27 protein-coding genes are annotated in these 26,338 nt (G+C 71.0%); 11 read left to right on the forward strand and 16 right to left on the reverse strand.

The genetic code is table 11. The features are described from left to right. Window positions 1-10: 10 nt before the first annotated feature. The 3 genes from ACZ7CF_RS12585 to ACZ7CF_RS12595 are packed head-to-tail and all read left to right on the forward strand — an operon-like array spanning window position 11 to window position 2,455. The gene (locus ACZ7CF_RS12585) at window positions 11-922 is read left to right on the forward strand and encodes an SAM-dependent methyltransferase (RefSeq protein WP_470369606.1); all 912 of its coding nucleotides are present in this window, start codon (window positions 11-13) and stop codon (window positions 920-922) included. Between the two features lie 17 nt (window positions 923-939). After that, window positions 940-1,362, forward strand: coding sequence for a DUF1203 domain-containing protein (locus ACZ7CF_RS12590; protein ID WP_360385218.1), 423 nt, complete (start codon window positions 940-942; stop codon window positions 1,360-1,362). A gap of 13 nt (window positions 1,363-1,375) precedes the next feature. Continuing rightward, complete coding sequence (locus tag ACZ7CF_RS12595) at window positions 1,376-2,455, forward strand: NADH-quinone oxidoreductase subunit D (protein WP_470369607.1); 1,080 nt, start codon at window positions 1,376-1,378, stop codon at window positions 2,453-2,455. Between the two features lie 32 nt (window positions 2,456-2,487). On the opposite strand, the gene ACZ7CF_RS12600 is transcribed toward ACZ7CF_RS12595, so the two are convergent. From ACZ7CF_RS12600 to ftsH, 7 genes are read right to left on the reverse strand one after another with little or no spacing between them, the layout of a single operon-like run. Continuing rightward, window positions 2,488-4,017, reverse strand: coding sequence for a DUF6779 domain-containing protein (locus ACZ7CF_RS12600; protein WP_470369608.1), 1,530 nt, complete (start codon window positions 4,015-4,017; stop codon window positions 2,488-2,490). A gap of 50 nt (window positions 4,018-4,067) precedes the next feature. After that, on the reverse strand, window positions 4,068-4,520 hold the full coding sequence (locus tag ACZ7CF_RS12605) for a DUF3180 domain-containing protein (RefSeq protein WP_470369609.1): 453 nt from the start codon (window positions 4,518-4,520) through the stop codon (window positions 4,068-4,070). Continuing rightward, window positions 4,517-5,014, reverse strand: coding sequence for a 2-amino-4-hydroxy-6-hydroxymethyldihydropteridine diphosphokinase (gene folK / locus ACZ7CF_RS12610; protein WP_360385210.1), 498 nt, complete (start codon window positions 5,012-5,014; stop codon window positions 4,517-4,519). Before folK ends, ACZ7CF_RS12605 begins: the two co-directional genes overlap by 4 nt. Further along, complete coding sequence (gene folB / locus ACZ7CF_RS12615) at window positions 5,011-5,403, reverse strand: dihydroneopterin aldolase (protein ID WP_360385208.1); 393 nt, start codon at window positions 5,401-5,403, stop codon at window positions 5,011-5,013. The genes folK and folB overlap by 4 nt, the downstream gene beginning before the upstream one ends. Beyond that, a complete protein-coding gene (gene folP, locus ACZ7CF_RS12620; protein WP_470369682.1) occupies window positions 5,396-6,181 on the reverse strand; it encodes a dihydropteroate synthase in 786 nt (261 codons plus the stop codon). The genes folB and folP overlap by 8 nt, the downstream gene beginning before the upstream one ends. Window positions 6,182-6,213: 32 nt before the next feature. After that, complete coding sequence (folE, locus tag ACZ7CF_RS12625) at window positions 6,214-6,861, reverse strand: GTP cyclohydrolase I FolE (RefSeq protein ID WP_360385204.1); 648 nt, start codon at window positions 6,859-6,861, stop codon at window positions 6,214-6,216. Continuing rightward, window positions 6,858-9,047, reverse strand: a complete 2,190-nt coding sequence (ftsH, locus tag ACZ7CF_RS12630; protein WP_360385202.1) for an ATP-dependent zinc metalloprotease FtsH — start codon at window positions 9,045-9,047, stop codon at window positions 6,858-6,860. The genes folE and ftsH overlap by 4 nt, the downstream gene beginning before the upstream one ends. Window positions 9,048-9,425: 378 nt before the next feature. On the opposite strand from ftsH, the gene ACZ7CF_RS12635 reads away from it, so the two are divergent. Then, window positions 9,426-11,072, forward strand: a complete 1,647-nt coding sequence (locus ACZ7CF_RS12635; protein ID WP_360385200.1) for a substrate-binding domain-containing protein — start codon at window positions 9,426-9,428, stop codon at window positions 11,070-11,072. A 69-nt stretch (window positions 11,073-11,141) separates the two neighbouring features. On the opposite strand, the gene hpt is transcribed toward ACZ7CF_RS12635, so the two are convergent. The 4 genes from hpt to dacB are packed head-to-tail and all read right to left on the reverse strand — an operon-like array spanning window position 11,142 to window position 16,701. After that, entirely contained in the window at window positions 11,142-11,690 is a 549-nt protein-coding gene (hpt, locus tag ACZ7CF_RS12640; RefSeq protein ID WP_030472607.1) for a hypoxanthine phosphoribosyltransferase, read from the reverse strand. 17 nt (window positions 11,691-11,707) lie between these two features. After that, complete coding sequence (tilS, locus tag ACZ7CF_RS12645) at window positions 11,708-12,619, reverse strand: tRNA lysidine(34) synthetase TilS (protein ID WP_360385198.1); 912 nt, start codon at window positions 12,617-12,619, stop codon at window positions 11,708-11,710. A 10-nt stretch (window positions 12,620-12,629) separates the two neighbouring features. Next, window positions 12,630-13,673, reverse strand: coding sequence for a zinc-dependent metalloprotease (locus ACZ7CF_RS12650; protein WP_458429643.1), 1,044 nt, complete (start codon window positions 13,671-13,673; stop codon window positions 12,630-12,632). A gap of 28 nt (window positions 13,674-13,701) precedes the next feature. Further along, the gene (gene dacB, locus ACZ7CF_RS12655) at window positions 13,702-16,701 is read right to left on the reverse strand and encodes a D-alanyl-D-alanine carboxypeptidase/D-alanyl-D-alanine endopeptidase (RefSeq protein WP_470369610.1); all 3,000 of its coding nucleotides are present in this window, start codon (window positions 16,699-16,701) and stop codon (window positions 13,702-13,704) included. Between the two features lie 123 nt (window positions 16,702-16,824). On the opposite strand from dacB, the gene ACZ7CF_RS12660 reads away from it, so the two are divergent. Then, window positions 16,825-17,328, forward strand: a complete 504-nt coding sequence (locus ACZ7CF_RS12660; RefSeq protein ID WP_360385192.1) for an inorganic diphosphatase — start codon at window positions 16,825-16,827, stop codon at window positions 17,326-17,328. Between the two features lie 61 nt (window positions 17,329-17,389). Here ACZ7CF_RS12660 and ACZ7CF_RS12665 read toward each other — a convergent pair whose 3' ends face one another. Then, window positions 17,390-19,030, reverse strand: a complete 1,641-nt coding sequence (locus ACZ7CF_RS12665) for an MDR family MFS transporter (protein WP_470369611.1) — start codon at window positions 19,028-19,030, stop codon at window positions 17,390-17,392. Then, window positions 19,030-19,566, reverse strand: coding sequence for a MarR family winged helix-turn-helix transcriptional regulator (locus ACZ7CF_RS12670; protein ID WP_360385188.1), 537 nt, complete (start codon window positions 19,564-19,566; stop codon window positions 19,030-19,032). Before ACZ7CF_RS12670 ends, ACZ7CF_RS12665 begins: the two co-directional genes overlap by 1 nt. A gap of 163 nt (window positions 19,567-19,729) precedes the next feature. Between ACZ7CF_RS12670 and ACZ7CF_RS12675 the strand changes: the two genes are divergently transcribed. From ACZ7CF_RS12675 to ACZ7CF_RS12685, 3 genes are all read left to right on the forward strand, one after another. Further along, complete coding sequence (locus tag ACZ7CF_RS12675; protein ID WP_470369612.1) at window positions 19,730-20,188, forward strand: DUF4442 domain-containing protein; 459 nt, start codon at window positions 19,730-19,732, stop codon at window positions 20,186-20,188. Between the two features lie 99 nt (window positions 20,189-20,287). Then, the gene (locus ACZ7CF_RS12680; protein ID WP_470369613.1) at window positions 20,288-20,992 is read left to right on the forward strand and encodes an excalibur calcium-binding domain-containing protein; all 705 of its coding nucleotides are present in this window, start codon (window positions 20,288-20,290) and stop codon (window positions 20,990-20,992) included. A 36-nt stretch (window positions 20,993-21,028) separates the two neighbouring features. Then, the gene (locus ACZ7CF_RS12685; protein WP_360385182.1) at window positions 21,029-21,997 is read left to right on the forward strand and encodes a TIGR03617 family F420-dependent LLM class oxidoreductase; all 969 of its coding nucleotides are present in this window, start codon (window positions 21,029-21,031) and stop codon (window positions 21,995-21,997) included. Here ACZ7CF_RS12685 and ACZ7CF_RS12690 read toward each other — a convergent pair. Continuing rightward, the gene (locus tag ACZ7CF_RS12690) at window positions 21,975-22,148 is read right to left on the reverse strand and encodes a hypothetical protein (RefSeq protein WP_470369614.1); all 174 of its coding nucleotides are present in this window, start codon (window positions 22,146-22,148) and stop codon (window positions 21,975-21,977) included. The two genes, ACZ7CF_RS12685 and ACZ7CF_RS12690, sit on opposite strands and share 23 nt — an antisense overlap. 144 nt (window positions 22,149-22,292) lie before the next feature. On the opposite strand from ACZ7CF_RS12690, the gene ACZ7CF_RS12695 reads away from it, so the two are divergent. Beyond that, entirely contained in the window at window positions 22,293-22,889 is a 597-nt protein-coding gene (locus ACZ7CF_RS12695; protein WP_458429648.1) for an ArsR/SmtB family transcription factor, read from the forward strand. Beyond that, complete coding sequence (locus ACZ7CF_RS12700; RefSeq protein ID WP_360385176.1) at window positions 22,886-23,626, forward strand: SRPBCC family protein; 741 nt, start codon at window positions 22,886-22,888, stop codon at window positions 23,624-23,626. Before ACZ7CF_RS12695 ends, ACZ7CF_RS12700 begins: the two co-directional genes overlap by 4 nt. Here the strand turns inward: ACZ7CF_RS12700 and ACZ7CF_RS12705 are convergent. Continuing rightward, window positions 23,599-24,417: an endo alpha-1,4 polygalactosaminidase gene (locus tag ACZ7CF_RS12705; RefSeq protein WP_360385174.1), complete on the reverse strand. Its 819-nt coding sequence runs from the start codon at window positions 24,415-24,417 to the stop codon at window positions 23,599-23,601. The two genes, ACZ7CF_RS12700 and ACZ7CF_RS12705, sit on opposite strands and share 28 nt — an antisense overlap. Before the next feature lie 128 nt (window positions 24,418-24,545). On the opposite strand from ACZ7CF_RS12705, the gene ACZ7CF_RS12710 reads away from it, so the two are divergent. Further along, window positions 24,546-25,187, forward strand: a complete 642-nt coding sequence (locus ACZ7CF_RS12710) for an HNH endonuclease family protein (protein WP_470369615.1) — start codon at window positions 24,546-24,548, stop codon at window positions 25,185-25,187. 321 nt (window positions 25,188-25,508) lie between these two features. On the opposite strand, the gene ACZ7CF_RS12715 is transcribed toward ACZ7CF_RS12710, so the two are convergent. Then, window positions 25,509-26,282, reverse strand: a complete 774-nt coding sequence (locus ACZ7CF_RS12715) for a TauD/TfdA family dioxygenase (RefSeq protein WP_470369616.1) — start codon at window positions 26,280-26,282, stop codon at window positions 25,509-25,511. Window positions 26,283-26,338: the final 56 nt, after the last annotated feature.

The raw sequence follows: 26,338 nt of genomic DNA on the forward strand, positions 1-26,338 counted from the left end.
CACTTGTCCGGTGTTCGATCCGGAAGCCGCTTGGCACGCCGCGCTGTACGGCCCCGATGGCTTCTTCGCCCGCGGTGAGAAGCCGTCCGCGCACTTCCGCACGTCTGTGCTGGTCGGGCCGGAGCTGGCGGAGGCGCTGCTGGTGCTGCTCGCACGCGTGGACGCGGCGCTCGGATTTCCCCCGGTCGTGGACTTCGTGGACGTCGGCGCGGGCGGCGGCGAGCTCGCGTTCGCCGTCCGGCGGCTGGCGGCCGGGTCGCTGGCCGCGCGGCTGCGGGTGACGGCGGTCGAGCTCGGTCCGCCGGTGGAGCTGCCGGGGGTGCGGTGGACGGCGGAGGTGCCGTCGTGCACCGGGTTGCTGGTCGGGCACGAGTGGCTGGACGCGATCCCGTGCCCCGTGGTGACCGGGCCGAGCGACGACCCGTGGATCGCGCGGTGGTGGCCGTTGGCCGACGGTGAGCAGGCGGAGGTCGGGGCGCCCCGCGACGCCGCCTGGGCCGCGGCGGTCTCGCGGGTGCGCGGTGCGGCGCTGGCGGTCGACTACGGGCACCTGGTGTCGTCCCGCCGGTTCACGCTGACGGGTTACCGCGCCGGTCGGCAGGTGCCACCCGTGTTCGACGGCTCCTGCGACATCACCGCGCACGTGGCGCTCGACGCGTGCGCGGAGGCGGCCGGCGGTGACCGGGTGCTGGTGTCGCAACGGGACGCGCTCACCGCGCTGGGGCTGACCGGTGAGGTCACCGGGTCGGGCTGGGAGTGGCTGGAGTCGGCGGCGCGGGCGGGCCGGATCGCGGAGCTGCGCGACCCGGCGGGGCTGGGCGCGTTCGGGTGGCTGCTGCACGGCCGCGGTGTCGCGGTGGCGGACCTGCTGCCGGAACTGCCGCCCTGGCGTCCGATACCCGCCAGCACCGCCGACGTCTGACGACGATCGTTGCGGGAATGCGAATCCACACCGTCGCCCCAGCAGCTGCCCTGTCCGACCCCGGCCGCGAGTACCGCGCCTCCGAACCCGGCGTTCCGCTGCGGTGCTGCCTGCGCAAGTCGGCGCCGGACGAGCCGGTCTGGCTGTTCCGCTACTCCCCCGCCGCGGGCAAGGGCCCGTACGAGGAGGTCGGGCCGGTCTTCACGCACGTCGACTGCCCCGGCGGCGCTGCGCCGGACCGGCTGCCCGCCGGGTTGTTGAACAACTCCCGGGTGCTGCGGGCGTACAACGCGGCCGGGCAGATCGAGGACGGCGTCCTGGTCGAGCCGGGCGGGTTCGACAGCGCGGTGGAGGGGCTGCTGAACACTCCCTCGGTCGAGGCGGTGCAGGTGCGCAGCCTGTCGCACGGGTGCTTCCTCTTCGCGGTCACGCGGTCGTGAAACCATTGCCGGTGTGAGCGAGCAGATCACCGTCGGCGTCGGCGCGGGCGCGCAGTACCTGGGCATGGACCGCGTGATCGACCTGGGCCCACTGCACCCGTCCGCCCACGGCGCCTACCGGTTGCGGCTCACGGTCACGCCGGACCTGGTGATCACCGCCGCGACCCCGCTCGTCGGCCACCTGCACCGCGGCGCCGAGAAGCTGTTCGAGGTCCGCGACTACCGCCAGGTCCTCACGCTCGCGAACCGGCACGACTGGCTGTCGGCGTTCTGCAACGAGCTCGCGGTCGCGCTGGCCGTGGAGCGGATGACTGGAATGGACGTCCCCGCACGAGCCCAATGGCTGCGCGTGTTGTTGTGCGAGCTCAACAGGCTGATGGCGCACATGGTGTTCCTGACGCCGTTGTGCCCGGCTGCTGCCGCGTACCGCGAGGGCGTGCAGGCGTTGATGGAGGAGGCGTCGGGCGGTCGCATCCACTTCATGTTCAACCGGATCGGCGGCCTGCGCGAGGACGTGCCGGCCGGCTGGACCGGCAGGGTGGCCGACTTCCTGTCCACAGTGGAAGAACTGGAGGTCGACCTCTCCCCGCTGGAGGGACTCGGCGTCCTGCCGCTCGCCGACGCGCTGCAGTACGGCGTGACCGGGCCGATCGGCCGGGCCAGCGGGGTCGACCTCGACCTGCGCCGCGACGACCCGCTGCCCGCGTACCGCTCGCTGGCGGTCACGCCGGTGGTGCGCACCGAGGGCGACGCCGCTGCGCGCGTGCGGTGCCTGCTCGACGAGGTGCGGCTCTCCCTGCGGCTGGCGCGGTCCTGCCTGGACGCACTGCCGGCCGGACCGGTGAACCTGCGGCTGCCCAAGGCGATCAAGGCACCGGAGGGTTCGGTCTACACCCGCGTCGAGGCGCCGCTGGGCACGTCCGGCGTGCACCTGTCGTCCCGCGGCGAGAAGACACCGTGGCGGCTCAAGCTGCGCACTCCGTCGTTCAACAACGTCCAGGCGCTGTCCGCGCTGCTGCCGGGCACGTCGGTCGACGACCTGCCGGCCGTGCTGAGCTCGTTCGCCGTGATCGTCGGGGACATCGACAAGTAGACGGCCCTGGCACGGCGGTTCCGGCGACCTGCCTAGTCGTCGCGGCGACGGCGGCGGCGCGGGGCGTCCCCGCCGCCGAGTGACGCCAGCAGCTCGCTGACCGACTTGCCGTCGGCGTGCGCTCCCGACGGGTCCTCCGGCGCGGCCCTGCGGCCACCGGAGACCGCGGGCAGGCTGGCCGACGACTCCTCGGACGCAGCACGACGGCCCGTGGCCACCGCGGGCAGCCGCGCGGACGACTCCTCGGCGGCACGACGACCCGTCGGCGCCGGCGTGCGGGTGGCCGGCTCCTCCGGTCCGCGCCGGGTCACCGGCGGCAGCGACACGAACGAGTCCTCGGAGGCCGTGCGGCGGCTGGACTGACCACGTGCCGGTGGGAGCGACGCGGAGGACTCCTCGGAAGCAGAGGCGGAAGCGGAAGCGGACGCCGCTCGGCGCTTGCCGCTCGGCGGCTCGTCCGGCTGCAGCGTCTCCCACGAGCCGCTGTCCTGCTCGGGTGCGCGTTCGTCAGCGCGGCGGCGGCCGGTCAGCGACTTCGGGTCGACGATCTCGGTGCGCTCGGCGACCCGCGACCGCGGTGCCTCCGGGGTGCGCGGCTCCGCGGCGGGGGTCTTCTTCACCGGCGGCTTCTCCGGGCGCTGCAACGCTTCCGTGCGCTGCGCCTGCGCCTGGGCCGGCTGCGGCTGGGGGCGCGGCACCCGTTCGGTGCGCTGGACCGGCTGCGCGGTCGGCTTGGGGGGCTGCTGCTGGGCGCCGAGCCGGGCCGACACCGCGGCGGCGGCGCTGCCGGCGCGTTGCGGGGCCGAGCGGGCGGCTTCCTGCTTCACGGCCTTGGCCGGCTCGCGGCGGGCGGCGGCCGGCTGCGGGCGCGGCGAGGTGCGGGTGGGCTCCGGTCTGGCCGGCTCCGGGCGGGCGGGTTCGCGGCGCGGCGGCTGCACCTTGGCGTCGTGCGCCACGCGTTCGATCAGCTCGGTGCGCTCCGACGGCTTCTCCGCCGACGCGGTCACCGCGGGCTTGGCGGCGTTGATCGCGTTGATGATCCGCTTCTCCGAACCGGAGCTCAGCCGGGAACCGTCACCGGCCAGCGCGCGCAGGCGGGTCGACTCCGCGCGCAACGCCACGCGCTCGACCAGGACGTCACCACCGCCCAGCAGACCTTCGAGGTTCTCCCGCAACGCCCTGAGGTCCGCGCGCAGCGCCTCGATGTCGGCGCGCGACTCCTCCTCGATCCGCTTGCGGGTCTCGGCCTCGATCTCCAGCTCGTACTCGCGGCGGGCGGCCACCTCGCGTTCGAGCTCCAGCTCGTACACGCTCTGGAGGTCGGCCACCTCGTCGTCGCGCTCGCTGACCTGCTTGCGGTACTTGGCCGCGAGGAACGCACCGACCAGTGCGGCCCACAGCGCGGCCACCACGGCGAGGCGCAGCATCCGGGCGCTGTCGCTCAGGACGAGCACCGCCGCGGCCACGAGGGCGAGCGCCAGCGCTGCGACCAACAGCAACCGCCCGGAGCCACGACCGTGATCTTCTTGCTCGTCGTCGATCGACGCGCCGCGTCCGGTCATGCGCACTACGGTACCGCCTAGTTATCCGACTGAGACCTGCGCACCGGTGTCTAATCCTTCCCGGAACCCTCCGTCGGCGTCTTGCAGCAGTGCTCCAGCCACAGCGCCGCAGCGGTCAGAGCGGCCGCGCTGACCATCCCGACAACCGCCGCGAACAGGTCATTCCCGGCAGCGGCGAACGAGTCTTGGACGGGGATCACGTAGATCAGCAAGGCGGTCCAGACGCCGAACATCAACGCGCCGAGGACCGAGGACGCCTTCGCCAGCGCGACCGCGCGGGCGGCGGTGAGCGGCTGGACCGGGCGCGCGCCCTGGCGGCGTTCGATCCGGGCCCGCAGCGAGAACGCGAACCACACCTCGACGGCGGCGAGCGCGAGCAACGTCGACCCGGCCGCGCGCGGCAGCGGCGGCAGGGTGTCGTAGGCGAGTCGCAGGAACAGGTGCGCCAGCAGACCGGCGATGACCACGACGGTCGCCAGGTCGCGGGGACGGGTGAACCTCACGCGTCCATCCAACCGGAAGTCAGCACCAGGTCGTCGCGGCGGCGCACGCCCTCGGTCGAGAACTCCAGCGCCGCAACGGGTCCGTGCCCCGGCAGCACCGCGCCGGGTTCGACGTCGAGCCACGGCACGAGGACCGTGGCGCGTTCGAACGCGCCGGGGTGCGGCAGGAGGAGGTCCGGGTGGCCGGAGGTCACGCCGTCCACCGTGACCACGTCCACGTCGAGCGTGCGCGGTCCCCAGCGCTGCTCCCGCACGCGCCCTGCGGCGTTCTCCAGCGCCTGGCCGCGGCGCAGCCAGCCCCACTCGTCGACGTCGTCCGCCTCGACGACCACGACGGCGTTGAGGAAGTCCGGCTGGTCCTCCACGCCCCACGCGGCCGTCTCGTACACCGGCGACACCGCGACGACGTGCTCGCGCAGGCCGTCCACCACCGACCTGAGGAACGCGAACCGGTCACCCAGGTTCGAGCCGATCGACAGGACCGCGCGGGTCATTGCGCGTCTTTCTTGAGCGGCGCGGCGAGCCGGCGCGAGCGGCGGATCGTCACCGACACGTCGTCGAAGGTCAGCGGGATCGGCGCGGACGGCTTGTGCACCGTCACCTCGACCGCGTGCAGCCGGGTGTCGGTCATCGCGGCGTCGGCGATCTTGCCGGCGACCGTCTCGATGAGGTCGTGCGGCTCGCCGCCGACGATCGCCGCGGCCATCTCGGCGAGCTCGCCGTAGTGGTAGGTCTCCTTGAGGTCGTCGGTCCTCGACGCCGTGCTGAGGTCGAGCCACAGCGTGATGTCGACGACGAACTCCTGGCCCTCGCGCTTCTCGTGCTCGAAGACGCCGTGGTTGCCGCGAACCCGCAGGCCCGTCAACGCGATCCGGTCAGCCATGTCCCCGCCTCCACGCTCCGGCGACGGCGACCGCGTCCAGCGTCCGGTCGACGTCGTGCACCCGCACTCCCCACGCCCCGTTGAACGCGGCCAGCGCGGACACCGCCGCGGTCGCGTCCTCCCTGCCGTCCGGCGGGCGGTTGTCCAGCAACGTGCCGAGGAACCGCTTGCGCGACGCGCCCACCAGCACCGGGAACCCCAGGTCCACCAGCTCGTCGAGGCGGTGCAGCAGCTCCCAGTTGTGGTCGCCGAGCTTCGCGAACCCGAGACCGGGGTCGAGCACGATCGACGACTCGGCGACACCCGCCGCCAACGCCGCCTCCACGCGCTCAAGCAGTTCCGAGCGCACGTCGGTGACCACGTCGTCGTAGCGCGCCAACGAGTCCATCTCCGTGCTGTGCCCACGCCAGTGCATCAGCACGTACGGCACTCCAGCGTCGGCGACGACCTCGACCATCTCCGGGTCGGCGAGGCCGCCGGAGACGTCGTTGACGATCGAGGCGCCCGCCTTCAGCGCCGCCGAGGCGACGGAGGCCCACATCGTGTCCACGCTGACCGGCACGCCCTCCGCGACGAGCGACCGGATCACCGGCACCACACGGGCGATCTCCTCGGCCGGCTCGACGCGCGCGGCGCCCGGCCGGGTCGACTCGCCGCCGACGTCGACGAGGTCGGCGCCGCGCTGGTGCAGCGCGACCCCGTGCTTCACCGCGTCCGAGCGGTCGAGGTAGCGGCCGCCGTCGGAGAACGAGTCGGGCGTGACGTTGAGGACGCCCATCACGACGCACCGGTCCGGGCGGGGCAGACCGCTCACCGCAACCGGCCCCTGATCAGCTCGATCGCCTCCGCGCGGGTCGAGGCCGACGTGCGCAGCAGCCCGCGCACCGCCGACGTCGTCGTGCGCGAGCCGGGCTTGCGCACGCCGCGCATGCCCATGCACAGGTGCTCGGCCTCGACGACCACGATCACGCCGCGCGGTTCGAGCTTGCGCACCAACGCGTCCGCGACCTGCGAGGTCAGCCGCTCCTGCACCTGCGGGCGCTTCGAGTAGAGGTCGACGAGCCGGGCGAGCTTCGACAGCCCGGTCACGCGGCCGTGCTCGTTCGGGATGTACCCGACGTGCGCGACGCCGTGGAACGGCAGCAGGTGGTGCTCGCAGAAGCTGAACATCGGGATGTCCGTGACGAGGACGAGCTCCTCGTGGCTCTCGTCGAACGTCTTCGCGAGCACGCTGTCCGCGTCGGTGTAGAGCCCGGCGAACAACTCCCGGTAGGCACGCGCCACCCGAGCGGGGGTCTCGCGGAGGCCTTCGCGCTCCGGGTCCTCACCGCACGCGATCAGCAGCTCACGCACCGCGGCCTCGGCACGGGCCTGGTCGAAGGCCCGCCGCGCGGAGACGCCGGCCTCCCCGTCGTGGGTGAGGCCGGCGTCTGCGTCGAGCCGGTGGTGCTCGGTCACTGCCGCTCGTCCTGGTCTGGCTGCGGCTTGCGCGGCTCCCAGACGTTGTGCGGCTGGCCGGGGACGGTCGCCGGTGTCCACCCGGGCGGGGCGCCGTAGTGCGGCGGGCCCGACCCGGCCGGCTGACCCGGCTGGTGCACGCCGTTCGCACCGTTGGCACCGTTCGGCGAGGGCAGTTCCTCGGTCGGCGCCGCAGCGGCGGGCTCCTCCTGCTGCAGCTCCTCCTCGATGACGTCCTCGACGACCGGCGGCCACGGCTCGCCGCGTTCCTTGGCGAGCTCGCCGGGGGTCTTGACCGGCGGGATGTCGGACGGCGTGCGGTCACCGAAGTCGTTGAACTGGGTGATGCGCGGCCGCTTCTCGACGCGGGCGAAGATCCGCTCCAGGTCCTTCTGGTGCAGGGTCTCCTTGTCGATCAGTTCGAGCGTGAGGTCGTCGAGGACGTCGCGGTAGGTGTTGAGCACCTCGTACGCCTCGGTGTGCGCGGCCTCGATGAGCTTGCGCACCTCCTCGTCGATCTCGTGCGCGACCTCCAGCGAGTAGTCCGCCTGGCGGCCGGCCGAGCGCCCGAGGAACGGCTCGCCCTGCTCCTGCCCGTACTTCACGGCGCCGAGCTTCGCGCTCATGCCGTACTCGGTGACCATCGCGCGGGCGATCTTCGTCGCCTGCTCGATGTCGTTGGACGCACCCGTCGTGGGCTCGTGGAAGACGAGCTCCTCCGCGGAGCGGCCACCCAGCGCGAACACCAGCCGCGCGATCATCTCGGACCTGGTCATCAGGTCCTTGTCCTCTTCCGGCACCGAGAGGGTGTGGCCACCCGTGCGGCCGCGGGCGAGAATCGTGACCTTGTAGACCGGGTCGATGTCCGGCATGGCCCACGCGGCCAGGGCGTGCCCGGCCTCGTGGTACGCGGTGATCTTCTTCTCCTTCTCGGAGATGATCCGGCTCTTGCGGGCCGGACCGCCGATCACGCGGTCGACGGACTCCTCCAGCGCGGCACCGGTGATGGTGGTGCCGTTCTGGCGCGCGGTGAGCAGTGCCGCCTCGTTGATCACGTTCGCCAGGTCGGCGCCGGAGAACCCGACGGTGCGCTTCGCGAGCCCGTCGAGGTCGGCGTCGTCGGCGAGCGGCTTGCCCTTGGAGTGGACCCGCAGGATCTGCTTGCGGCCCTTCAGGTCCGGCGCGGAGACCGGGATCTGGCGGTCGAAGCGACCGGGGCGCAGCAGGGCGGGGTCGAGGATGTCGGGGCGGTTCGTCGCCGCGATCAGGATGATCCCGCCGCGCGAGTCGAAGCCGTCCATCTCGACGAGCAGCTGGTTGAGGGTCTGCTCGCGCTCGTCGTGCCCGCCGCCGAGACCGGCACCGCGGTGGCGGCCCACCGCGTCGATCTCGTCGACGAAGATGATGCACGGCGCGTTCTGCTTGGCCTGCTCGAACAGGTCGCGCACACGCGAGGCACCGACACCGACGAACATCTCGACGAAGTCCGAACCGGAGATCGAGTAGAACGGGACGCCCGCCTCACCGGCGACGGCCCGTGCGAGCAGCGTCTTGCCGGTTCCCGGCGGGCCGTAGAGCAGCACGCCCTTGGGGATCTTGGCGCCCAGCGCCTGGTAGCGGCCGGGGTTCTGGAGGAAGTCCTTGATCTCCTCGAGCTCCTCGACGGCCTCCTGGGCGCCGGCGACGTCCGCGAACGTCGTCTTCGGCATGTCCTTGGAGAGCTGCTTGGCCTTGGACTTGCCGAAGTTCAGGACGCGGTTCCCGCCGCCCTGGGCGTTGTTCATCATCCACATCAGGAGGAGCAGCAGCAGACCCAGTGGCACCAGGTAGATCAAGATCTGCATCAGGATGGACTCCTGGCTGACCTTGGTCTCCACCACGGGCTTGTTGCCGGCCTGGTCGAGGATGGTGAAGATCTCGTCCGTCGAGCTCGCCGGGAACTGCGTGATCAGGCGGTTGCTGTTCTCGAACGTCGAGCCGTCCTTGAGGGTCAGCCGGAGACGCTGCTCCTTGTCCTCGATCGTGGCTTCCTTGACGTTGCCCTCACGCACCTGTTGCAGTGCCTGAGACGTCTTGACCTGGTGGTAGCCCCGTGAGTCGTCGAAGAGCACGGTGAAGACGAAGTAGAGCAGCAACACCGCAGCGATCCACAGCAGCGGGTTGCGAAGCAGGCGCTTGCGGTCCATGCACTTACGGCCGGCGGGCGGCCTCGACCCTCCCTGACTTGCGCGTCGGGCAGTGGAAGACCCACATACCGCGTCCGACCAGCCTACCGCCCGCTGGTCGGGTACTGGACAACCAACGGTCTTGCCCGCCGCTGGGTTCCCGCGCGTGACCGCTGCCACGCATGTTCACGCTGTTTGGTTCACCCGGAACAAGTGCGGCCGACCAGACGAGTGACGCAGGTCACGCCATCTCATTACGTTTGGGGGTCACATGTCATCCTCATGCATCCCCCGAGTGTTCCCCCGCCACTCGAAAGAGTGAACACGTGACCGAAGGTAAGTAACCGTATGTCAGCTCGCCATACGTCCCCCGGGTTGTTCCGGAGGGTCGCCCTCCCCGTGGGCGCCCTGCTCGGTGTGATCGCGGCGGCCGGCGTCACGGTCGTGGCACTGCGCGTGACCAGCGGCCCCGACTGCGCGGGCGCCCTGCCGCTCAAGATCGCCGTCACGCCCGCGGCCCTCGACGTGGTGAACGCGGCCGCACAGGACTACCAGCGGTCCCAGCCGGTCGTGAACGGCCGGTGCGTGCAGGTCCAGGTCGAGTCGCGCAACGCGGCCGACGTGGCGCACGAGCTGCCGACCGCGCAGATCAACCCGCACTCCCTGTGGATTCCCGACTCCTCGATGTGGGCGGCCGAGGCCCAGCGCCAGTCGGCCGAGACCGGTCCCGAGGCCCCGAAGCTAGACATCAAGCCCTCGCTGGCGTCCTCTCCGCTGGTGGTGGCCGGTTCGGAGACGACGATGGGCAAGATCGGCTACCCGATCTCCCCGGTCTCCTGGACCAAGGTGATCGACCCGAAGGTCACCGTCTCGATGAGCGACCCCACGATGACGTCGGAGGGCCTCGCGACCCTCTTCGTCATCCGCACCCTGCTCGGCAACGCCGACGGCACGCCGAAGCCGGAGCTGGTCAGCACCCTGCTGAGGGTGGGCCGCACCGCCATCCCGTCGGTGCGCGACGCGTTCGGCAAGGTCACCACCGACGCCGAGAAGGCACCGCTGTTCGCCGCGACCGAGCAGTCGGTCGTCGCGAACAACCGCACCGTGAAGAAGAACGCCGTCCTGGGCGCACCGCCCCGGGAGGGCACGCTGTCGTTCGACTACCCGCTGGTGCGCGTGTCGCGGCAGAACGAGCAGGACGGCACCGGCGAGGCCGCCGCCGAGTTCGAGCGGGTGCTGCGCTCCGCGGAGACGGTCAAGCGCTTCGGCGAGGCCGGCTTCCGCACCACCTCCGGTGCCGCGCCGGCGAAGTGGTCGACCCAGGTCGAGGGCGTGCAGGCCGGTGACGTGAAGCTGATCGAGACGCCGGGCGCCGACCAGGTCTCCGAGCTGCTGCGCACGTGGGGCGCCATCAGCCTCGACATGCGCATGCTGACCGTGGTCGACGTGTCCGGCTCGATGATCGAGAAGGGTCCCAACGGCAAGACCCGCGTGGAGGCGGCGACCGAGGCGTCGATGACGGCGCTGTCGATGCTGCCCGACACCACGCAGATCGGCCTGTGGGCGTTCTCGACGGACAAGAAGCCGCCGCAGGACTGGATCGAGCTGGTCCCCGTCGGCCCGCTCGGCGAACCGCTGCAGGGCGTCGCCCGCCGCAAGCGCCTGGAGGCCGGGGCCTCGCAGCTGAACGGCCTGGTCGGCGGCGGCACGGCGTTGAACGACACCACCCTCGCCGCGTTCCGCCACGTGCTGGCGGGCTACGACCCGTCGAAGGTCAACTCCGTGGTCCTGATGACCGACGGCCGCAACGACGACATCTCGTCCATCAGCACGGCCTCGCTCATCGAGACCCTGAAGCGCGAGTCGGACCCCGCGCGCCCGGTGCCGATCATCATGGTCGGGCTCGGCCAGGAGGCCGACATGGACGCGCTGCGGGCCATCGCGGCCGCGACCGGCGGCAAGGCGTACCAGGCACCCAACCCCGAGGACATCCGCGGCGTGCTGCTGGACGCCGTCTCCCAGCGCCGCTGCCGCCCGAACTGCTGAGCCGCTGAACGCACGCGGGGAGCTTTCGTACTCTTCTGGAGTACGAAGGCTCCCCGCGTGCGTTGCGGCTCAGCTGGAGTAGACCTTCGGGTCCAGCGTGCCGATGTAGGGCAGGTCGCGGTAGCGCTCCGCGTAGTCGAGGCCGTAGCCGACGACGAACTCGTTGGGGATGTCGAAACCGACGTACTTCACCGGCACCTCGACCTTGACCGCGTCGGGCTTGCGCAGCAGCGTGCACACCTCGAGCGAGCGCGGGCGGCGCGACTGGAGGTTCTTGAGCAGCCACGACAGCGTGAGACCGGAGTCGATGATGTCCTCGACGATCACGACGTTGCGGTCGGCGATGTCGCGGTCGAGGTCCTTGAGGATGCGCACCACGCCGGACGACGAGGTGGACGAGCCGTAGGAGCTCACGGCCATGAACTCCAGCTGCACCGGGACGGGCAGCGCGCGGGCAAGGTCCGCCATGAACATCACCGCTCCCTTGAGAACGGTGATCAGCACGAGGTCGGAGTCACCTTCTGGGTGATCGTCAGCGACCTGCTTGGCGAGTTCGGTGACCTTGTCGCTGATCTCCTGCTCGGTGATGAGCACGGATGCGATGTCGCCGTCGTACACGGAGAGGTCTCCTCTGGTTAAGACTCCGGTTCCACCTGGAGCCTGCCATGCGCACGGCGCGCGACAAAGCCGCCGGGTAGCCAGACACCGCCCTGACCACGCCATTCACTCACCAGTGCGTCCACCCGGCGCAGGTGCGAATCGGACAGTTCCGGCACGCCTTCGTCGAGGAGCCACGACCTGAGCACTCTGCGTCGCAGTGCCGCCGGCAGCTCCGCGACGTCGGCCACGGCGCAGCAGTCGCCCGCGAACGCCTCCGCCAGCTCGTCGAGGGCGTCGCAGTCCTCCCTGAGCTGCGCCGCAGTGCGCGCCAACGACCCCGCGACACCGCCTTGCAGCACGTCTTCGAGCAGTGGCAGCACTTCCGCACGCAGGCGCACACGGGTGAACGACGGATCGTTGTTGTGTGGGTCGTCCCACACTTCGATGCCCTGCTCCACACACGCGGCACGCGTCGTCGCGCGGGAGACGTTCAGCAGCGGTCGGCCCCATGGCGGGTCATAGGCGCGCATGCCGGCGATCGAGCGTGGACCGGAGCCGCGGCCGAGGCCCAGCAGGACCGTCTCCGCCTGGTCGTCCAGCGTGTGGCCGAGCAGCACGACGCCGTTCTCCGGCTTGAGGGCGGCGTACCGGGCCCTGCGCGCGGCCGCCTCGGGACCGCCGGGACCCGTGACGTCGACGGGCGCCACGCGTGCCGTCAGCCCCAGGTCGGCGCAGATGCCCGCCGCGCGTGCCGCGACCTCGTCCGAGCCGGGCTGGAGCCGGTGGTCGACGACCACGGCCCGCGCGCCGGGGACCAGCCGCGCGGTCGCGGCGGCCAGTGCGAGCGAGTCGGCGCCGCCGGAGACGGCGACGGTCACGCCGTCCGGGCGCACCTCGTCGAGGAACCGCCGGACCGCGGCCCTGACCTCGGAGACCGGGCCGTTCACGAGGCCGCGCTCACGGGGAGACGCGGCGCAGCCAGGTCATCGGCTCGGCGATCTCCGCGCGGGTCGGGAGGGTGTCGGCGCTGGTCCAGACGGCGTTGAAGCCGTCCATGCCGACGCGTTCGACGACGTACTCGGTGAACGCCGCGCCCTCCGCGTACTGCCGCACCTTCGCCTCGACGCCGAGCAGCGTGCGCAGGACCCGGTCGAGCAGGCCGCCGCCCTTGCGCCGCACGGTGAAGCGGCTGCGGATCGTCGACACCGACGGCACGACCGCCTCGCCCACGGCGTCCATCACGTGGTCGGCGTGGCCTTCGAGCAAAGTGGACAGTGCGATCAGCCGGTCCAGCACCGCTTTCTGCTGCGGTGACTGGACGAGCTCGATCAGCCCGATCGGACCGTCGCCCGCGCGCAGCTTCGTGCGGAAGTCGCGGATGACCTCCGGCAGCGGGGCCCTGTCCTCGTCCATTGTAGACAACAGTGTCGTGACCTGTTCCGCGAAGTACCTGCGCAGCCACGGCACCCCGGTGAACTGCAGCCGGTGCGTGCACTCGTGCAGGCAGACCCACATCCGGAAGTCGTCCGCCGGGACGTCCAGCGCCTGTTGCGCGCCAACGATGTTCGGCGCCACCAGCAGCAGCCGCCCGGCCAGCTGGTCGCTCGGGCTGAACGGGTCGTACTGGCCCAGCACCCGCGAACTGAGGAACGACAGCACCACACCGGCCTGCACGCCCGCGGTGCCCGCGAGGACCGCCGCCATCGCACCCGTCTGCCGCGGCATCGCCGGAGCCGTGAGCGCCTCCAGGCCCTGCGCGGCCGCCTTGACCCAGGCGGGCCGGTCCACGACCTCACCCGGCAGCAACGGCAGCCCCTGACCGAGCCCGGTCAGCTCCCGGACGTGCACCTCGGCCTGCGGTGCCAGCTCGCGCAACCGGCCGACGACGTGCTCGGCCTCGTCTCTGCCGACCACCGGACCGGGCCGCACCAGCCGGGTCGCGGTCGCCACCGCCAGCTCCCAGTCCACCGGGCCGAGCTCTGCCTCCGTCGCGCCGTTCACCCCGCCGACGCTACCTGCGCACGCCCCGCTACGAACAGCCACAGCCTCGCAACGCCGCCGCCAGCACGTCCAGCGCCGGCCGCACCTCGGTGTCCGGATTGCCCGGGTTGCCGGACATGAACGCGAACACCAGCACCCGCCCGTCCACGTCGACCACCACACCGGCCAGCGCGTTGACGGCCGTCAACGTGCCCGTCTTGGCCCGCACCCAGCCCTTGCCGCGCGCGGCGGCCCCGTCGTACCGCCCGGCCAGCGTGCCGCTGCCACCGGCCACCGGCAGCGCCGTGAGCAACGGCCGCAGCTTCGCGGTCTTGTCGTCCATGGTGGGCTTCGCGGCCGCCGTGAGGACGTCGGTCAGCAGCTTCGCCGGGATCTTGTTCGTCGCCGACAACCCGCTGCCGTCCACGAAGTTCGCCCCGGTGAGGTCGAACCCGTGCTTGGTGAGCACGTCCCTGACCGCCTTCACCCCACCCGCGAACGACGGCTCGTTGCCCGTCCTGATCGCGAGCTCCCTGGCGACGGCCTCGGTGAGCACGTTGTCGGAGATCTGCATCATGTTGTCGACGAGCTGCTCCACCGGCGCCGACTTCACCTCGGCGACGGTCTGCGCCCCCGGAGGTGCCGCACCCGCCGCCGCCGTGACCCCGAGCCTGGCCGCGAACGCGTCCGCCGCCTGCTGAGCGGGCGTCGGCGTGCGGGCCCCGTCGACCTTCTTCGGGTCCAGCCGCCCACCGTCGACCATGAACGGCACGATCGGCGTGACCGACCCGCCCGCGATGTCGGCGGTCTCCCACTGCGGCCCCATCGGCTCGCCCGCGTACCGCCCGAGGTCGTAGAGGACCTTGGTGACCGGCCCCTTGGCCTTGACCTGGTTGACCAGGTCGTCCAACGACGCCGCACCGGGGTACACGCTGCTGCCCGGCGTCGCCGAGATCGTCGGGTCACCCCCGCCGACCACGACCACCGTGCCCGGCTCCGACCCTTGCACCACCTTGGTGCTGAGCTGGGCGGTCCGGTCCAGCTCCAGCAACGCGGCCGCCGCGGTCAGCACCTTGAGGCTCGACGCGGGCGTCGCCGGGGTCGTGTCCCCCTGCTGCCACAGGACGGTGCCCGTGGAGGGGTCGACGACGCTGCCCGTCAGCGGGCTGAGCGCACCACTGGCCGCCGGACCGGCCAGTGCCTGCCTGATCCCCTGCGGAGTCGGTGCCGGTCCCTGCGCGCTGATGGGCTTGACCAGTGGCTGGACGTTGGCCGGCGCGGCCGGCGGCTTCGTCTCGACCGCCTCGGTGCCGCCGAGCTCGTTGACCGCGTAGACGGTGGCGCCGGCCAGGGCCGCCACGACCACCAGGGCCAGGACGACGGCCAGGGGCTTGCGGCTCTTCTTCGGCTGGTCGTCCTGGGTGTTCTTGGTGTTCTTGGTGTCGTTGAGGCGGTCTTCGGGTTCCTCGTCGTAGCCGGGGAGGGCTTCGGGCTCTTCTTCTCGCGGTTCGGCCGGCTTCACCGGGGCCAGGCGGACGGTCGCCGGGTGGGCGGCGTCGTGGCGCTGCTGGGGTGGCGCCGGGTGTTGGCGCTGGTTGACCGGACGCAGGTTCTGCCGGGTGGGCGGGTCCTGGTGCTGCGGCTCCTGACGCTGGTGCTCCTGGCGCAGAGGCTCTTGGCGCAGAGCGGAGGGCCACGGCTGGTCGGGGGTGCGCTGGCCCGGTCGCTGGTCAGGGCGGTACTGGCCGGGGCGGGGCTGCTGACCTGGCCGGTGCTGGTCAGGGCGTCCCTGGCCCTGGCCGAACTGGCCTCCGCGCGGCTGGCCGGGTGCGGATTGGCCAGGTGCGGGGTTGCCGGGTGCGGGGTTGCCGACGTGGGGCTGGCCTGGGCGGGCTTGACCGGGTCGGCCCTGGTCCGGACGGCCTTGAGGACGGGCCTGGCCCGGCCGTGCCTGTCCCTGTTGCTGGTCTTGGCGGCGCTGATCCGGCTGGTTCTGGTCCTGACGCGACTGCTCCGGACGCGCCGGTTCCGACCGCAGCTGCTCGGTGCGGGGCTGTTCCGGACGGGTCTGCTCGGTGCGCGGGGACTCGGCGGGCGAGGGCTCAGCCGGGGGCGGGGGGCCGAGCTCCAACTGGCCGGAGCGGGACAGCTGCTCGTCCTGCTCCGGTTCCGCGGTGGTCGGCTTGGGGACCACGCGGGTCTGGTCGCTGGGCGGTTCGACCGTGGGCGCGGGTTCGACGCGGGGTGCGCCGTCGCCGTCCTTGGACGGGGTGACGCGCACCGGGGTTGCGCGCGGTGGGTCGGCGGGTGCGGGTACGGGCGGGATGACGGGGAGGGGGACCTGGACCGTCGCGCCGTCCGGGGTGGGGAGCGGGACCTGGATCGTCGCGCCGTCGGGCAGTGCCGGGGGCTCGGCGTCAACGGCGGGAGCGGCCTCTGGCTCGGCGGACTCAGGTGCGGCCGGCTGCGCAGCGGGTTCCGGCTCCGGGGTCGTGGGGGCCTGCGAGGCGGGATCGGGCTCGGCGTCCGGGTCGGCGGCGGTGTCGGGCTCGGCCTCGACGGGCGGTTCGGGTTCCGAGGCTTCCGGGGGTTCCGGGGAGTCCGGCTCCGGAGTGGAGGGCTCCTCCTCCGCGACGGGGACCGGGAGCGCGGTGGTGTTCTGCTCGGGAACGGCGTCCGCAGCAGCGTCGGCAGGCGTGGAAGACGAGGTCGAAGCCGGTTCGCGACCGTTCAGACCAATCCCGTCGTGAGCATCACCACTCGGATTTTCACCCGATGGTTCCGCTGAACCGCCGTTCGCTGAGGTCGCAGGCCCGTCAACCGGGTCGGAACCAGCAGGAGACGCCTCGACAGGGGCAGAGCCCGCGGAGGGCAGCGGGGAGGACGACGGAGGCTCCGGAGTGGACGGTGCCGTGAGCACCGGTGCCACCGGGAGCGCGAGCGTCGGGCGCTCGGGTGAAGGTGCGGTGACCTGCGACGGAACGGTGGTGGCCGGCGACTCCGGGGTGGTGTCGTCGTCGTCGGTCGGCCACTGGGGGTCGTCCGGCACAAGGGCCTCCGTCAGCTCGGTACGGGCAATCTCACACCCGCCAGCCGCGGCTCCGATGAGGGTTGACAGGGCGTCGTGGTCCACACTAGTGGCGTCACGAATGGGCTACATGAGCGAGGACCAGTGGAGTTCGACGTCCTGATCGAGATCCCCAAGGGCGTGCGCAACAAGTACGAGGTGGACCACAAGACTGGTCGCATCCGCCTCGACCGCACGTTGTTCACGTCTACGCAGTACCCGGCCGACTACGGGTTCATCGAGGACACCCTGGGTGAGGACGGCGACCCGCTGGACGCCCTCGTTCTCGTCCAGGAGCCGACGTTCCCCGGCTGCCTGATCAAGGCCCGCGCCATCGGCATGTTCCGCATGACCGACGAGAAGGGCGGCGACGACAAGGTCCTGTGCGTGCCGGCCGACGACCCGCGGCACGAGCACCTGCGCGACATCCACCACATGGCGGAGTTCGACCGCCTGGAGATCCAGCACTTCTTCGAGGTCTACAAGGACCTGGAGCCCGGCAAGAGCGTCGAGGGCGCGACCTGGGTCGGTCGCACCGAGGCCGAGGCCGAGATCAAGCGCTCCTACCAGCGTCTGAAGGACGCCGAGGCGCACGGCGAGGGCCACTGAGGCACGCACGGGAGAGGGGCCGCGCTGGATCAGCGCGGCCCCTCTTCTCGTTCTCGCGTCCCTAGACGGCCACGGACTCCGCGTCGGCGACGCGCTCCAGGCCCGACCTGTTCGACAGCGGCTTCTCGCGCAGGAACCACACGAGCACGAACGCCGCCACCATCACGATCCCGCCGGTCATGAAGACCGTGTCGATCGCACCGGAGAAGCCGTCGAGGAACGGCCGCGCCAGCACCGGGTCGAGGTTGTTCAGGAACTCGGTGTTGTTGATGTCCACACCGGACCCGCCCGCGTTCTGCAGCGACTTCGCGAACTCCGGGTTGTGCGCCAGCGCCGACTTGAACGCCTCGGTCTGCATCGCCGACCGCAGTCCGGACGCGATCTTGTCGCCGACCGTGCTGAACAGGATCGACAGGAACACCGCGGTGCCGACGGTGCCGCCGATCTGGCGGAAGAACGTCGCGGAGGCCGTCGCCACGCCCATGTCACGCGGCTCGGCGTCGTTCTGGATCGCCAGCAGCAGCGTCTGCATGCACTGGCCCAGGCCCGCGCCCATGATGAACATGTAGACCATCACGAGCCAGTTCGGCGTGTCGGTGCCGATGGTGCTGAACAGGAACAGCGCGATCGACATCAGGCCGGCACCGATGATCGGGAAGATCTTGTAGCGCCCGGTCTTCGAGGTGATCCGGCCGGCCGTCGCGGTGGCCGACATGATGCCGAACGTCATCGGCAGCAGCATCAGACCGGACATGGTCGGCGAGACGCCCTTCACGATCTGCAGGTACAGCGGGATGGAGACCATGCCGCCGAACATGCCGACGCCGAGCACGAAGTTGATCGTGTTGCCCAGCGCGAACGTGTGGTTGCGGAACATCCGGATCGGCAGCAGCGCCTCGTCGCCCATGCGGTTCTCGACCCACACGAACGCCAGCAGGCCCAGGACGCCGACCACGTACATGGTGATCGCCGTGGCGGACGCCCAGCCCCACTCGCGGCCCTGTTCGGCCACGATCAGCAGCGGCACCAGGCCGACGGTCAGCGCGGCCGCGCCACCGAAGTCGATGCGGTGGTCGACGCGCTTGTGCGGGATGTTCAGCACGCGGCCGACGACGAACAGCGCGAGCAGCGCGATCGGCACGTTCACGAGGAACACCCAGCGCCACCCGGTGACGCCGATGAAGGTGTCGAGACCGGCGAACACGCCGCCGATGACCGGGCCGAGCACGCTGGCCGACCCGAACACGGCCATGAAGTACGCCGAGTACCTGTTGCGCTCCCGCGGCGAGATGATGTCCGCCATGATCGCGAACGCGAGCGACATCAGACCGCCGGCGCCGAGGCCCTGCACGGCGCGGAACGCGGCCAGCTCGTACATCGAGGTCGCGATGCCCGACAGCAGCGAGCCGACGAGGAACAGCGAGATCGCCGCGAGGTACATCGGCTTGCGCCCGTAGATGTCGGACAGCTTGCCGTACAACGGGGTCGTGATGGTCGCGGTGATCAGGTAGGCGGTGGTCGCCCACGCCTGCAGCGTCTGCCCGTGCAGCTGGTCCGCGATGGTCTTCATGGCGCTGGAGACGATCATCTGGTCCAGCGCCGCGAGGAACATGCCCAGCAGCAGACCGGACAGGATCGTCATGATCTGGCGATGCGTCAGGGAAACCCCTGGCGTGGGTGTCGCATCGGTTGTCGTTGACATTACTGGTCTTCCCCTCCTGCGCGGGTCCCCGTCCCGCGTTCGGTCATAAGCGCCGGAATCGTGCGCTCGTAGTCGTGGACGAAGCGTTCGAACAGGTCCGCGAAGCCCTTGAAGTCCTCGTCGGCCCAGTCCGCGAACACCTGCTCGAGCGCCTCGTTGCGCATCCGGCGTCGCTTCAAGATCAGCTCGCGGCCCGCTCCGGTGACCGCGAGAACACTGGCCCGGCCGTCAGCCGGGTCAGCACGCCTCTCGACGAGCCCGTCCTTGACCAGCCCGGCGACCTGCCTGCTGACCGTGGACGGGTCGGAGAGCACCGCCTCCGCGAGCGCGCTCGAACGGCACTCACCGAGACCGGAGAGCGTCGCGAGGAGCACGAAGGCGGACTTGTCCATCCCCTGCTTCGCCATCTGGTGGGAGACCTGGGCGTGCATCTTGTTCAGCCGCACCATCGCCATGCCGACGCGGTCCGCGAGCTCGTGCTCGGGATCGACGCCGACACCGGTGACGCCGTTGACGCACCCGCCCGGATCTGACATCGCCCACCTCGTTGCTTGTATCACCCAACTAGTTGCTCGCTACAAGCATCCATCTCGGTACGCCGATGTGCAAGCGAGTTTCGAGTCACACCCCAGGAAAGTGTGGTATGTTCGGTTACTGGCGGGTAGCCGAGTGGGTTACTCGCGAGTAGCATCCGTGCTCATGAGCCAAGACGTCTCGTTCATCGCCGACGCCATGAAGCAGGCCGTGCCGTACGTGAAGACCACCGGCATCGACTTCGACGAGGTCTCCGCCACGCGCGTCGTCGCGTCGCTGCCCGACGACGAGACGCTGCGCAACCACGTCGGCGGCCCGCACGCCGCGATGATGTTCGGCCTCGGTGAGACGGCCTCCGGTGCCGTCGTCATGGCCGCGTTCGCCCAGCACATGGCCAAGGCGACGCCGCTGGTCGCCCGCGCGGACATCGCGTACAGGAAGCTCGCGATGGGCCCGCTCAAGGCCGAGGCGGTGCTCGGCCGCTCCGCCGACGAGGTGCTCGCGGAGCTCGACGGCGGCACCCGCCCGGAGTTCCCGGTGACCGTCACGATCACCAACGCCGAGGGCGTCACGACCGGCGAGATGGTCGTCGTCTGGACGCTCAAGCCGGTCCGCACGGGCTGACCTGCGCGGTTCCAGGTCTCAAAACGGTCTCCGCGTGAACCGATCGCGGCGGAATACGTAACCTTGGCCACACTCCGGGCCGGGTGCATATTCGACCCCATGTCGGGGTGGAGAACTGCGGGCGGAGTGCTGCTTGCCGCCCTGTGCGCGGGGTGCACGGGCAACGCGCAGCACGCGCGTCCGGTTCCGGTGGCGGTGCCGGTCGACGTGCCGGTCACCACCACGGCGTCGGTCCCGCCGGCCAAGCTGGAGCTCACGGTCCAGACCGTGGTCAACGGGCACGCGGTGACGTTGTCCGACGGCAGGACCGTCGAGGTCGGCGGTCTCGCCTCGCCCGGCGCGTGCTGGGCGAGGGCGGCGAGCGACTTCGCCGCGCGCATGCTGCTGGACCAGCAGGTGCGCTTCGACCCCGAGTCGCGTGCGCTGACCCTCTCCGACGGCACCGACTACGCCCTGCTCGCGCTGGGCAACGGCGCCGGCCGCGCGACGACGTCCGCGACGGCGGCGATGAAGGAGGCCGAGGCGGCGGCCGTGAAGGGCACGCTCGGGTTCTGGGGCCCGCCGTGCAACGGCAGGGACGTCACCGAGACGCCCACGCCACCGCCTCCTCCCCCACCGCCGCCACCGCCCGCGCCAGCTCCCGGGCCGACGACGACAACGCCCAAGCCGAAGCCGGTGTTCTTCGCCTCCTGCGAGGACGCCTGGCGGGCCGGTGCCGCGCCGATCCCCTGGGGTCAGCCCGGCTACCGGGTCGAGCTCGACGGCAACCGCAACGGCATCGCCTGCGAAGCACCGCGCCGATAACGCGCACCGCGGCCCACGGCCAATAACCTCGCCGGTATGAAGCTGGACTGGAGCGCTGTCGACTACACCCCCGGCGACGCGGGGACGATCGCGAAGCGGGCGGAAGACCGCGGTTACGACGGGTTCTGGCTCGCCGAGACCAAGCACGACCCGTTCCTCGCGCTCGCCGGCGCGGCCGCGGCCACCGAGCGGGTCGAGCTGGGCACGGCCATCGCGGTGGCGTTCGCGCGCAACCCGATGACCGTCGCGACCACGGCGAACGACCTGCGGCTGCTGTCGGGCGGCCGGTTCAACCTCGGTCTGGGCTCGCAGGTCGAGGCGCACATCACGAAGCGCTTCTCCATGCCGTGGAGCAGGCCCGCCGCGCGCATGCGGGAGTTCGTGCTGGCGCTGCGGGCGATCTGGCACGCGTGGGAGACCGGCGAGCGGCTGGCGTTCCGCGGCGAGTTCTACACGCACGCGCTGATGACGCCGTTCTTCAACCCCGGTCCGAACCCGCACGGCACCGCGCCGATCTACCTGGCCGGTGTGGGCGAGCGGATGACGGAGGTGGCCGGTGAGGTCGCCGACGGCTTCCTGTGCCACAACTTCACGACGCCGCGCTACCTGCGCGAGGTGACGCTGCCCGCTCTCGAACGCGGCCGCGCCAAGGCCGGGAAGTCGTTGGAGGGCTTCGAGATCAGCGGCCCGGTGTTCGCCGCGACCACCGACGAGGAGATCGCCGACGTCAAGCGGCAGATCGCGTTCTACGGGTCGACGCCCGCGTATAGGGCGGTGCTGGACCTGCACGGCTGGGGCGAGCTGCACGAGGAGCTGCACCGGATGTCGCGGCGGCAGCAGTGGGCGGAGATGAGCGCGTTGGTCACGGACGACGTGCTGGCGGAGTTCGCCGTCGTGGGGTCGTCCGCGGAGGGCGTCGCGGCCGCGCTGCTGGACCGCTACGGCGACGTCGTCACCCGGCTGTCCCCGTCGGGGGACGTGCTCAGCGCCCTGAGGAGTGGCTGAGGCCCTGGCGCGCCAGCTCGGCGTGGAACGCGGCGAGCCCGGCGCACACCCTGGCCACGCCCTGCTTGCGGATCCACCTGCGCCTGCCCACGTTCGCGGCGTTCAGGGCGAACGGCAAGGCGAGCACGGTCAGGACGAGCATCATGGTCATCTTGTCTCCCTGGAGGTTGTGAACGAGCAACGACCAATCGAGACATCGCTTACGGCACCGGTCCCAAAGCCACCCGGCTGGAGCAAAGTCACCGACAGCACGACCGTTCTTGACTAATTTTGTTTTCGGTGCGACCGTGGGTGCATGTTCGATGTGGCGGTGATCGAGGACCCGTCCGCGGCCGAGGTGTCGCTGGACCCCGTGCGGGCGCGGCTGCTCGCGGAGCTGGCAGAACCCGGATCGGCGACCATGCTCGCCGCGAAGGTGGGTCTGCCCAGGCAGAAGGTGAACTACCACCTGCGCACGCTGGAGCAGCACGGCCTGGTGGAGCTGGTCGAGGAACGGCGCAAGGGCAACGTCAACGAACGCCTGCTGCAGGCGACCGCGGCGTCCTACGTCATCTCCCCGACCGCGCTCGCGGCCGTGCAGCCCGACCCAGCTCGCTCACCCGACCGGTTGTCCGCGCGGTGGCTGCTCGCCGTCGCGGCCAGGCTGGTGCGCGACGTCGGAACCCTGCTCACCGGGGCGACGAAGGCGAAGAAGCGGCTCGCCACGTTCGCGCTCGACGGCGAGGTCCGGTTCGCCACGGCGGCCGACCGGGCGGCGTTCGCGGAGGAGCTCGCGGGCTGCGTGGCGCACCTGGTCGCCAAGTACCACGACGAGCAGGCAGAAGGGGGCCGTCCACACCGGATCGTGGTCGCCCTGCACCCGAGCGTCAGCGCCAAGGAGGAGGAGTCGTGACCCGCGAGTTCGAGATCAGCAAGGAAGTCGAGGTCGGGGGAACCCCCGAGCAGGTCTGGGACGCCATCGCGACCGGACCCGGCATCGACTCGTGGTTCATGGGCCCGCACACCGTCGACGGGCGCCTCGGCGGCCGCATGTCGCTCGACCTGGGCTTCTTCCAGGAGAGCTCGACGATCACGGCCTGGGAGCCGGGCAAGCACCTCGCCTACTCCAGCGACAAGGGCGAGGACGGCACGTTCCACGCGATGGAGTTCCTGGTCGAGGGCCGTGAGCAGGGCTCGACCGTGCTGCGGTTCGTGCACAGCGGCATCCTCGGCGACGGCTGGGGCGACGAGTTCGTGGACCAGCAGTCGAAGGGCTGGGACATGTACCTGTTCACGCTGGCCCAGTACGTGCGGCACTTCGCGGGCCGGCCCGGCACGTACGTGTTCGCGCAGTGGCCGCCGCAGCCGGAGGGCGCCGACAACTGGCCGGTGCTGATGCGCGCGCTCGGCATCCCGGAGAACGCGGAGGTCGGCGACGAGGTTTCCCTCGAACCGTTCGGCGTGCACGGGGTCGTGGACTACGTGGTGCGCCACGACGCGCACAGGTTCCTCGGCGTGCGCGGGCAGGACGGCCTCTACCGCTTCCACGGCACCAACGCGGTCGGCCACCACCTGTTCGGCGATGCGACCGGCCAGGCGGAGAAGTGGCAGGCGTTCCTGGCTCAGACCCCGGGCGGGCAGAGCTCGTAGACGTAGTCGCCGTGCCCGTACGGCACGACGTTCCGGTCGCGGCGGATGACGGAGACCCGTCCGCCGCGATCGGCGCAGGCCTTCCGGAACCCGTCGTCGGTGTACTCGATCTGGATGAAGTTGTCGCCGAACGCCTCGGCGTAACGCCCGCACTCGTCGTTGACCTGGCACTCCTCGGTGATCGCGAAGTCGAAGCCGATCTCCTGCCTGCCCGCGGTCCCCAGCTCGGCGGTGTTCTTCTGCGCCACCGCGAGCCCCTGCTCGTGCGCGTACCGCACGAAGCCCTTCATGAACTCCTTGGTGGCGCCGAGGTCGAACGCCCCGTCCGAGCGCGTGTACGAGTCGAGGTTGTCCGGCTCGATCCCCTTGAACAGCGACTGCTTGCAGCCCTTGATCCACTTCTTCTGGATCTCCAGGATGCGGGCGCGCTTGTCCTCGGTGGAGATGTCGAGGATGCCCTCGGACCACTCCGCGTCGATGGCGGGCTGACCGTCCTGCTTCTTGACGAGCAGGTCGGCGTGGTGCTGCCGCCACCACCCCAGCCCGCCCTCCATGCCCTCTGGCTGCGTCTGCAAGGCGTTGAGGTAACAGATGTTGTAGCGCCGCCCGTCCGGCGTCTTGCTGCGGTCCCGCACGACGATCTTCACCGGCACGTCCGGCTGGTAGGCGCCGCCGATCTGGTAGTCGAACACGGCACCCACCGGGGGCAGCTCGCGCGGCGGCAGCTCCGGCTCGCTCGAGCACGAGGTGACGAGCAGGAGCAGGGCGGCGGCCGCCACGGCGGTTCTCATGCCTGCCGTTCTACCCACTTCCGCACGACTTCGTCGAGCAGCCCGGGCGTCGTCGCGACCCATTCGTCCCCCGGCTTTTAGGCCGATGGGCCGCCATGACCGCCACGCGCGGCGGGTATGCCCACCCCATGCGGTGGATCTTGCTCATCTTCCTGCTCACCGGGTGTGCAGCGCTCCCCACCTCGGCTCAGGTCGACCGAGTGCCCGCGGGCACGCTCGACGCCGCCACGGCCCGCACCTCGCTCGCCTCGCTGCCGGCGGGCGCACCGGGAACGCTGCGCGGCTACGACCGCGACTGCCCCGGCGCCTGCGTGTTCGGCCGGCCCTGGTCCGACGTGGACGGCGACGGCTGCGACCAGCGCAGCCAGGTCCTCGCCCGCGACCTGACCGCCGTGGAACGCAAACCGGGCCGCTGCGGCGTGCAGTCCGGCACCTTGGACGACCCCTACACCGGCTCGCAGGTGACCAAGGTGTCCTCGATCCAGATCGACCACGTGGTGCCGCTCGCCGAGATGTGGCGCAGCGGAGCGGCGGCCTGGCCCGCGGAGAAGCGCGTGGCGGCGGCGAACGACCTGCGCAACCTCGTGGCGACCTCGGGCAAGGTCAACCAGTCGAAGAGCGACAAGACGCCCGACGAGTGGATGCCGCCCAACGCGGCCTACGCGTGCTCGTACGGGCGGATCTACGTGACGGTGAAGACCGCCTACGCCCTGACGGTGGCACCGGCGGAGCGATCGGCGTTGGAGAAGGCGCTGGCGACCTGCGGTTAGGGTGCCGCCCGTGGACCTGACCCGCGGGCACCCGTTCCGCATCCCGCTCACCGCGGGCCTGCAGGAGGCGACCGAGGCGGCGTCCGCGTTGCGCGCCGTGCTGCCACCGGACGTCGCGGTGATCGGCGGGCAACGCCAACTCCTGGTGCTGCGGCTCATCTCCGACGACGAGCTCACCCTGCTGCGGCCGGCCGTGGAGGCGTTGATCGCCGACTTCCGCGCCACCGCACGGGCTTTGGTCGTGGCGCTGGCCTCCGACGCCGTGGACGAGGCGTGGTCGGTGCACGAGCACGGGGAAACGCGGAATCGCTGCGTCGTCGTTCATGCGGCATCACTCAACGCCCGGACGCGAACACCGGTCGCCACAACCAGTTCCGGCAACGGATCTCCGTTCACGCGGTGGACCACGCGCTGCCCGGTGAACGCTCGCCGGCCGTGCAGCCAGCGGTGGTTGTCGAGTACGTAGCCCAGCCCGGCAGTGAGCCTGAACTCGAACGCGTGGCGATCGATCGCCGCCCGCAGCGCCGGAATCCACCGGTTGACCTCAGGCGCGAACTGAGCGAGCTCATCGAGCCGAAGTCTGACGGCGATTCGACCTCGACCGTTGTCGCTGAAGACCGAGCTGAGATGCCCTGCCGCACCGCCGAACAGCACGGAACGCGGCGTGCTCAACGCGATGAGCGCTTCGGGCTCCGACTCGGCGAGATCGTCGTACACGGCCTGGCCGTCGATGAGCACGCACTCGCCACCGGTTGTCGCAGCCTGTGTGCAGCTCATCATCAGCAGGGCGGGCGGGTGCGGAATGCCTGAGCGATCGGTGTGCGGGTTGAGCGCACACGCGCTGAAGCCCGCGAACCCGCTACGCACGACGGACTCACCGAGGTCAGCGATCGTGGTGACGCCGTCAGGTCCGCTGTCGCGATGCGGAACGACTACGGCGATCGACTGCGCGAGCCTCAGCAGGTCCTCGGGGCCGTCGAGACCGTCGACCACAGCGAGTCCCCGCTCAGCGATCAGCCCGACCAGGTCGGTGGAGTCCGCGTTGACGCGATATGGCTCGATCATGGCGTCTACCTCCCGGAACGACTCGTCCATAGGATCAGCAGAACGCCGTTCGGGCCACCACGTCCAGTGACAGGCTGTCAACATCG

Source organism: Lentzea sp. NPDC036955 (assembly GCF_055608005.1).